This window comes from Sphingomonas sp. BK580 (assembly GCF_014194975.1).
Lineage (GTDB): Bacteria > Pseudomonadota > Alphaproteobacteria > Sphingomonadales > Sphingomonadaceae > Sphingomonas.
In genome coordinates this window covers 123,616-131,159 of record NZ_JACIAY010000015.1, presented here as the reverse complement: position 1 = coordinate 131,159, position 7,544 = coordinate 123,616, and the positions used below count along the sequence as shown (strand labels likewise).

Annotated in this window: 7 protein-coding genes; 2 read left to right on the top strand and 5 right to left on the bottom strand. The window is 72.4% G+C overall.

From position 1 onward, the window contains the following. The 3 genes from FHY05_RS20420 to FHY05_RS20410 form a co-directional block, all read right to left on the bottom strand. On the bottom strand, positions 1-536 hold a 536-nt coding region (locus tag FHY05_RS20420), incomplete at its 3' end, for a 2Fe-2S iron-sulfur cluster-binding protein (protein WP_183946272.1). Between the two features lie 161 nt (positions 537-697). Beyond that, positions 698-3,196 carry an ABC transporter permease gene (locus FHY05_RS20415; RefSeq protein WP_183946271.1) on the bottom strand — a complete coding sequence of 833 codons (2,499 nt, stop codon included), beginning with the start codon at positions 3,194-3,196 and terminating at the stop codon, positions 698-700. Further along, on the bottom strand, positions 3,193-3,864 hold the full coding sequence (locus FHY05_RS20410) for an ABC transporter ATP-binding protein (protein ID WP_183946270.1): 672 nt from the start codon (positions 3,862-3,864) through the stop codon (positions 3,193-3,195). Before FHY05_RS20410 ends, FHY05_RS20415 begins: the two co-directional genes overlap by 4 nt. A gap of 20 nt (positions 3,865-3,884) precedes the next feature. Between FHY05_RS20410 and FHY05_RS20405 the strand changes: the two genes are divergently transcribed. After that, a complete protein-coding gene (locus FHY05_RS20405) occupies positions 3,885-4,625 on the top strand; it encodes an arylesterase (RefSeq protein ID WP_311732544.1) in 741 nt (246 codons plus the stop codon). Between the two features lie 160 nt (positions 4,626-4,785). On the opposite strand, the gene FHY05_RS20400 is transcribed toward FHY05_RS20405, so the two are convergent. Beyond that, positions 4,786-4,995, bottom strand: a complete 210-nt coding sequence (locus FHY05_RS20400) for a DUF2945 domain-containing protein (RefSeq protein WP_183946269.1) — start codon at positions 4,993-4,995, stop codon at positions 4,786-4,788. A 119-nt stretch (positions 4,996-5,114) separates the two neighbouring features. Here FHY05_RS20400 and FHY05_RS20395 point away from each other — a divergent pair, with 119 nt between their 5' ends. Then, positions 5,115-5,300, top strand: coding sequence for a hypothetical protein (locus FHY05_RS20395; RefSeq protein WP_183946268.1), 186 nt, complete (start codon positions 5,115-5,117; stop codon positions 5,298-5,300). A 149-nt stretch (positions 5,301-5,449) separates the two neighbouring features. Here the strand turns inward: FHY05_RS20395 and FHY05_RS20390 are convergent, their stop codons facing one another. Further along, on the bottom strand, positions 5,450-7,462 hold the full coding sequence (locus FHY05_RS20390) for a TonB-dependent receptor (RefSeq protein ID WP_183946267.1): 2,013 nt from the start codon (positions 7,460-7,462) through the stop codon (positions 5,450-5,452). Positions 7,463-7,544 lie beyond the last annotated feature (82 nt).

Genomic DNA, 7,544 nt, shown 5'->3' with positions numbered 1-7,544 from the left:
TTGCTGAAGCGCGCCCTGGCGGTGAGGTCGTCCTGGACATGGCTGGGCACGTCGCGCTTTATCTCGTCGAGCACCGCGACGGCCGAGCAGATCTGCCCCGGCGTGCAATAGCCGCACTGATAGCCGTCGTGCTTCACGAACGCGGCCTGCATCGGGTGGAGCTTGTCGGGCGTGCCCAGCCCCTCGATCGTGGTGACCGCGTCGCCGTCGTGCTGGAGCGCGAGGCTGAGGCACGAGTTGATCCGCCGCCCCTCGACGATCACCGTGCACGCGCCGCACTGGCCGTGGTCGCAGCCCTTCTTGGTGCCGGTGAGGTGGAGATGCTCGCGCAGCGCGTCGAGCAGCGTGGTGCGCGGGTCGAGCGCCAGTTCGCGCTTCTCGCCGTTGACGGTGAGGCGCACCGGCATGGTCGGGGTGGCGCCCGCTGGCCTTTGCTGTGGCGCCGCGCGCGCGGGCGCCGCGGCGGCGACCGCGCTGGCGGCGCTCCCGGCGAGCACGCCGCGGCGCGAGAGCGCGAATTCTGTTGTGTCCGACATCGCCGGCGTCCCTCTTCCTGCCCTCCCGGGCGCAGCGTCCAAGTCCCTGTCGACTCGTGATGATCGTAACGCGCGCGCGGCCGATGTGGATCAGTCGCTTCGCTCAGGGAGATGATGAGCCGTGCTCAGCGTCGCCTCGTAGAGATTGGACGCGACGCTTCTCACAGCTCGCGCAGCGCCGCCGCGGGCCTCGCGCGCAGCACCGGCAGGCTGCCCGCCACGCCGATCGCCACCGTGACACCCACGCCGACCAGCAGTGTGGCCGCCACCGCGCCCCAGTCGGGCAGCCACTCGAAGCCGAACAGCTGGGTCACGACGTACCAACCACCGGCCGCGCCGAGCAGCAGCGCCACCATCGCCGCCACCAGCGCGAGCAGCGCATATTCGAGAAGTTGCATCACCAGCACCTGCCGTCGCGTCGCGCCGAGCACCTTGAGCACCACCGCGTCATAGGTTCGAGTCGCGCGCGCCGCGGCGATCGCACCGACCAGCACCGCCACGCCGGCGAGCACCGCCACGCCCGCCGCGGCGGCGATCGCGGTGGCCATCTGGCGCACGACGGTCTGCACCTGCGCGAGCACGCCGCCGACCTCGATCACCGACAGTGACGGGAAGCGCGGCAGCAGCGCTCGCGTCACCGCGCCGGTGCGCGCCGCGGGCATGTCGATCGTCGCGGCGAGATTGTGCGGCACGTCGGCCAGCGCGCCGGGCGAGAACACCAGCACGAAGTTGAAGCCCAGCGTGTCCCACGCGATGCGACGGAACGAGGCGATCGTCGCGGTACGCTCCAGCCCCAGCACCGAGATCGTCAGCGGGTCGCCGATCCGGAGCCCGAGCGACTGCGCGAGCCGCTCGTCGACCGACACCAGCGGGCGTCGCGCCTCCGCCGCGCTCCACCAGTGGCCGGCGCTGAGCGTGCTGCCCGCCGGCAGCGCCGCGGCGAAGGTCAGGCCGCGCTCGCCGCGCAGCGCCCAGGCGCCCTCGGGGATCTCCGCGAGATCGGCGACGCGCGTCCGGGCATAGCCGGTGATCGTGCCGCGCATCAGCGGCACGGTGGCGATCACCGCGCCCGGTGCGGCGTCCGCGACGATCGCGCGGAAGTCGCGCTCGTGCTCGGGGGGCACGTCGAGCACGAACAGCGCCGGCGCGCGCTCGGGCACGCTGCGGGTAATGTTGCCGTCGAGGCTGGTGCGGATCGTCGCGAGCAGCACGAACAGCGTCAGCCCTAGCCCCAGCGCCACCACCAGCGCCACTGTGCGCGCCCCCGGCCGATAGAGCGCGGCGAGCGCGAGCCGCGGCAGCGGACGCCGCGGCGGCGGCACCTTGGCGGCGAGCCAGCGCACCCCGTGGCCGAGGGCGACGAGCAGTAGCAGCGTCGCCGCGGCGGCGCCGAGGAAGCCGGCGGCGAAGAGCGGCCGCTCGCTCGTCGCCAGCACGAGCGCCACGAGCCCGGCGCCCGCCGCGGTCATCCAGGCGGCGGCGATCCGCCCGCCGCGCGCGCGGCGATCATGGACACCGCGCAGCAGCGCCGCGGCGGGCACGCGCCCCGCCGCGACCAGCGCCGGCGCGCAGAAGGCGAGCGCAATCAGCAGGCCGTACAGCCCCGCCAGCGCCAGCGGCAGCGGCGCCACCACGAAGCCGGGCGCGACCGGCAGCACAGCGCCGGCGAGCGCGCCGACCAGCGGCACCGCGAGCAGCCCGGCGACGAGCCCGAGCGTGATTCCCACGCCCGCCACCGCGAGCACCTGGATGAGATAGACGCGCGTCACCGTCGCCGAGGTCGCGCCCAGCACCTTGAGCATCGCCACGCTCGCGCGCCGCTGCTCGAGATAGGAGGAGACGCCGTTGCCCACGCCGATCCCCGCGATCACCAGCGCGGCGAGCCCCACCAATGTGAGGAACTCGCCCATGCGGGCGATGAAGCGGCTGGCACCGGGCGAGGCGCGATCGCGCGTGCGCGTCTCCCACCCCGCCGCGGCGAAGCGCTTGCCGAAGCCCGCCACCGTCGCCGCGGGATCGCGCGCACCGATCGCGACACGATACTTCGTCTCGTAGAGGCTGCCCGGCTGCACCAGCCCGGTGCGCGCCAGCCCCGCGCTCGACACCAGCACGACCGGGCCGAAGCTGAAGCCCTCGCTCAACCGGTCGGGCTCGTCCGCGATGACGCCGCCGACGCGGAAGGTCGCGGCGCCGAGCCGCAGCGGGTCGCCGACGCGCAGCCCCAGCCGCTCGATCAGCGCGGGCGCGACATAGGCGGTATCGGCGCCGTTGACGCGCACCGCTCGTCCGCCCGCGAGGGTCAGTCGACCGTAGAGCGGATAGGCCGCGTCGACCGCCTTGAGCTGCACCGGCGCGGTGGTGCCGTCGCGCGCCACGGCCATGGACTGCATCCGCACCGTCTCCGACACGCGCCCGAGCCGAGCGATCGCGGCGCGCTCGTCCGGATCGGCCGGACGCTGCGAGATCGCGACCTCGACGTCGCCGCCGAGCAGCACGCGCCCGCGCGCCGCCAACTCGCCGGTGATCGCCTGCGTCAGGCTGCCGATCGCAGCGAGCGCGCCCACACCGAGGAAGAGGCACAGCAGCAGCAGGCGCAGGCCTTTGAAGCGGAGCGACAGCTCGCGCCGGGCGAGCCGCCAGGCCAGCGCCCAGCCGCTCATCGCAGCCGCCCGTCGGCGAGCTCGACGACCCGATCGCACCGCCGTGCCAGGGCCGGATCGTGGGTGATGATGACGAGGCTGGCGTCAGTGGCGCGGCGCCGCTCGAACAGCAGGTCGACGACGCGCGCGCCGGTCGCCGCGTCGAGGTTGCCGGTCGGTTCATCGGCGAACACCAGCGACGGGCGTGGCGCCAGCGCGCGCGCGATCGCGACTCGTTGCTGCTCGCCGCCGGAGAGCTGCGCGGGATAATGACCGAGCCGATGTCCCAGCCCGACCGCCGCCAGCTCCGCCTCGGCGCGGGTACGGGCGTCGACGGCGCCCTGCAGCTCGAGCGGGACCATGACGTTCTCGCGCGCGGTCATCGTCGGCAGCAGGTGGAAGGCCTGGAGCACGATCCCGATCCGCCCGCGCCGCGCGACCGCCAGCGAATCCTCGTCGAGCGCGGCGAAGTCGAGCCCGGTCACCTCGACGCTTCCCGAGGTCGCGCGCTCCAGCCCCGAGAGAACTGCCATGAGCGACGACTTGCCCGATCCCGACGCGCCGAGCAGCGCCACACTCTCGCCGGCGGCGACGTCGAGATCGACCCCGCGCAGGATCTCGACCGGCTCGGCACCGCCCAGCGTGAGCCTTACATCGCGCGCGGCGATGACCATATGCGGCGGCGACATTCAGCGGAGCCGGGGCGTAAGTGACGCGATCATACCTGACATATGCGGCGCCGGCGGCGCTTCTCCAAGCCGCGCTGATGGTGGCGGGCTGCTCGCCGCGCGACGAGGGCGCTCCCGACGGGCCGCGCGTCAGCGGCAACGACGGCGAGGCGGCGCCCGCGCCGGTCGCCACCGCGCCCGTGAGCGGACCCGAGCGCGTCGTGCTCGCACTCGGTGACAGCCTCTACGCCGGCTACGGGCTGAGCCGCGGGCAGAGCCTGCCCGACGCGATCCAGGCGCGGCTGCGCGCCGACGGGATCAACGCGCGGCTGGTCAACGCTGGCGTGTCGGGCGACACCACCTCCGACGGGCGTCGCCGGCTCGGCTACACGCTCGACCGGCTCGGCAAGGCGCCCGACCTGGTGCTGCTCGGGCTCGGCGGCAACGACGTGCTGCGCCAGCTCGATCCCAAGGTGACGCGCGACAATCTCGCCGCGATGCTCGACGAGTTGCAGAAGCGGGGCATACCAGTGGTGCTGACCGGCATGCTCGCACCACCGAACCTCGGGCCTGATTACGCGCGACGATTCAACGCCATCTACCCGGAACTGGCGAGGCAGCATCGTGCGCCGTTGTACCCGTTCATCCTCGACGGCGTGCTCGGCAACCGGACGCTGATGCGGCCGGACGGCGTTCATCCGAACGCGCGCGGTGTCGCGCGGATCGCGGATCGTGTGACGCCGGTGGTGCGGCAGGCGCTCACGGAGACGAGGGAGCGCTGAGAGGGCGGCGAGTTTCCTTCTGAGCGTCTGCGCCCGCGGGCGTGACGTCACCCCACGCGCTCCGTCATCCCGGCGGAAGCCGGTATCACGGAACAGGTAAAAACGAGGACGGTGGATCAGGGAAGTTCCACGAGGCCGCACGCCCGCGCCGCTCTCATCCTCAAGCCTTCTTCAGCTCGTCCGGCTTATGCACCGCTTCCTTGCCCGACTTGTCGCTCTTGACGCGATACTGCGGGTCATCCTTCGTCGCCTTGGCGGTGTGGCCGCCGGCCTTGGTCGTCTTGGTCTCCTTCTTGACGACCTTGCCGCTGGTCTGGCCCTGCGGCGTGTCCCACTTCACCTTGTCGCCAGCCTTGAGGGTCTTGGTCATGGCTACTCTCCTGTCGCTCGGCCGACTAAAGTGGATCAGCCCAGCGCTTGTTCCATCTCGCTGATGATGCAGCGATTGCCTCTTTCGCGGGTTGGAGGTCACGGTCGCAGGAGAGAGCCATGAGCGAGAGCGAGAAGATCACCACCGGCGCCAACGACCGCGCCGTCGACGCACCGCTCGCGAGCGGTGCCCCCGGCATCCCCGACGACGCGCTGCTGCCGGGCGAAGATCTACCGGAGCCGCCCAGCGACGAAGATGTCGCCCGCGTCGCCCGCCAGCTCGGCGCGCCGGTGCCGGAGGCCTGAACGGCATCTCGGAACTATGCGCGACGGTTCGCCAGGACGCGACGCGTGCTCCGGCGAACGCCGGAGCCCGGGGCCATCAGGATAATGTTCGTGGCACTGGGCTCCTACGCGCGCAGGAGCACGCTTAAGTTTCAGCCTGCGAACATCCGCTAGAAGCGCGCCCGCACCGCCCCCGCGAGCGTGCGCGGGTCGGCGGGTGCGTGGAGCCGCTGCGTGCCATCGTACCAGACATATTCGTGCCGATCGTCGGCAAGGTTGCGCAGCTGGAGCGACACCTCCAGCGCGCGGGTGAGCTGATAGCCCGCCTCGGCGGTGAGCTGGACATAGCGTCCGAACCGCCCCTGCGCGTTCGCGGGAGTGAGCTCGTAGGACGACTGGCCGTTGCCCCACAGCGACCCGCGCCAGCGCCCCCCGTGCGGCGCCCATTCCAAGCCGGCGGTGTAGACGTCGCGCGGCACGTGATCGATCTCGTTGCCGGCCTGCGACGGCGTCGCCGGGTCAGGCACGCGGATCACCGCCTTCTGGCGCGACCAGCTCGCCCAGGCCGACCAGCCGCGCCCGCCCTGCACGCTCGCCTCAAGGTCGAAGCCGCGTCGCCGCGTCGCCCCGAGATTGTCGAACTCGCCCGCCGGATCGTTGAGCCGTCGGCGCAGCTCGCCGCTCGCGGTCTGCTGCCACAGCGCGGCGCGCGCGGTGAGCCACCGCCCGCGCGCCAGCCGCACGCCCGCCTCATAGCCCTCGTTGATCGACGGCGCGACGTCACGCGCGCGCGGCGGCACGATGAACGCGCCCGAGCCCGCGCCGATCTGGAAGGTGCGCCCGTAATTGCCATAGGCGGTCACCCCCGCGGTCGGCTCGACCGCGACCGACAACTTGGGCTGGCTGATCGTGCCATTGTCGTTGACCGGATAGCCGCGACCGTCGAGCCGGTTGACATAGTCGCCGCCGACCCGGTCGAGCCGCCACGCCGGCGTCACGCGCAGCCAGCGCAGCGGCGTCAGGACCGCCTGGACGTAACCGCCGCCGACGGTCAGGTCGATGTCCTGGTCGCGGGTCGCCGCGATGACGCGACGGTTGTCCGTCGTCCAGCGCCGGCTGATATTGTGCTGCCACTGCACGTCGCCGCCGGCCTCGGCCATCAGCCACGGCGCGGCGTGCCAGTGGACCGCGCCGACGACTCCGTATTGCTGCTCCGCGGTCAGCCGCTGCTGCTGCGGCACGCCCGCGGAGAAGCGGACGTAGCGATTGTCGTCGATCGTGTTGGCGTAGCCGCTGAGGGATAGCGCGACGTGCTCGCTGGGCGCGGCGTCCAGCGTCACCGCATATTGGCCGAGCTCGCGCGTGCCGCCGTCGCTCGCCGACACCGCGTAGGAGCGGCGCCGGTCGGTGTACGCGTCGGCGTCGGTGAGATAGCCGGGCTCGTCCGCGCCGCCGCGGCCGTGGCGCGCGATCAGCCCGAGCTGCGCGTCGCCGAGATCCAGCCGCCACTTGCCCGACAGAGACAGCCGGTCGAAGCCGGCATGGTCGCGGTAGCCGTCCGATCGGCGGTAGCCGAACGCGAGATTCTGGCTCAGCCGCCCGGTCTCCGCGCCAGCGGCGACCTGCAGCTCGGCGGTGCCGAACGCGCCAGCGCTAACCCGCGTGTCCAGGTAGGTGCCGCCGCTGCGCGTGACGATATCGGCGCTGCCGGCGATGGCATGAAGCCCCCAGCGCGGGTCGGAGGTGCCGCGCACCAGCTCGACCGAGCCGATCGCGAGCGGCGAGACCAGATCGATGAGGTCCATCCGCCCCGCGTTGTCGTTGGAAGGGATGCCGTCGATCAGCAGCTTGACCGCGTTGATCTCACCCTCGCCGTTGAAGCCCCGGATCGAGAAGCGCCCCGAGGTGGTGCCCTGACCGAAGTCGGTCAGCACGACCCCGGGCAGCCGCGCGAAGAGCTCCCAGGCATTGTCGACGCTCTGCCGCTGCGCGACATCGCCACCGAGCACGTCGACGGACGTGAGCACCTCGCCGGTAGAACGGGTCATCGACCGCGCGGTGACGACCACCTCGCCGATGGTGACGCCGGTGGTGGAGGCCGGGTCGGGCGCGTCCTGCGCGCACGCCACGGCGGGAAGACTGGCGAGCGCGATCGCGCTCCCGGAGAGAAGATGACGTGACATGAGGTTTCCGATCGTTCGCGCGCCTGAGGCACGCCGCCGCTGACAGGCCCGCGCGCCAGCGTGCGCCGGGCGGGATGGTCGA

What these genes read in the sequence shown, in the direction of transcription:
- FHY05_RS20415 (WP_183946271.1), bottom strand. Translation starts at nt 3,196, where the DNA reads ATGAGCGGCTGGGCGCTGGCCTGGCGGCTCGCCCGGCGCGAGCTGTCG.
- FHY05_RS20410 (WP_183946270.1), bottom strand. Translation starts at nt 3,864, where the DNA reads ATGTCGCCGCCGCATATGGTCATCGCCGCGCGCGATGTAAGGCTCACG.
- FHY05_RS20400 (WP_183946269.1), bottom strand. Translation starts at nt 4,995, where the DNA reads ATGACCAAGACCCTCAAGGCTGGCGACAAGGTGAAGTGGGACACGCCG.
- FHY05_RS20395 (WP_183946268.1), top strand. Translation starts at nt 5,115, where the DNA reads ATGAGCGAGAGCGAGAAGATCACCACCGGCGCCAACGACCGCGCCGTC.
- FHY05_RS20390 (WP_183946267.1), bottom strand. Translation starts at nt 7,462, where the DNA reads ATGTCACGTCATCTTCTCTCCGGGAGCGCGATCGCGCTCGCCAGTCTT.